The 316-nt window shown below is 59.8% G+C and carries 1 protein-coding gene; it reads left to right on the plus strand.

Annotated elements, in window-relative coordinates:
• On the plus strand, nt 1–316 hold a 316-nt coding region (locus tag AC0L3B_RS39000; RefSeq protein WP_473383017.1), incomplete at both ends, for a gamma-glutamyltransferase.

Raw genomic sequence — 316 nt, forward strand, 5'->3', positions numbered from 1 at the left:
GGCAACGCCGTTTCGGTCACCTACACCCTCAACGACTGGTTTGGTGCGGGCGTGATGGCGAGCAAGACCGGGGTCATCCTCAACGATGAAATGGACGACTTCACCGTCAAGGTCGGCGTGCCGAACATGTATGGTCTGGTCCAGGGTGAAGCCAATGCCATCGCACCGGGCAAGGCGCCGCTGTCGTCGATGAGCCCGACCATCGTCACCAAGGATGGCAAGGCGGTCATGGTGGTGGGCACGCCGGGCGGCAGTCGCATCATCACCGCAACCTTGCTGACCATCCTCAATGTCATCGACTACAAGATGAATATCC

The organism is Bradyrhizobium sp. Kon56 (assembly GCF_055807635.1).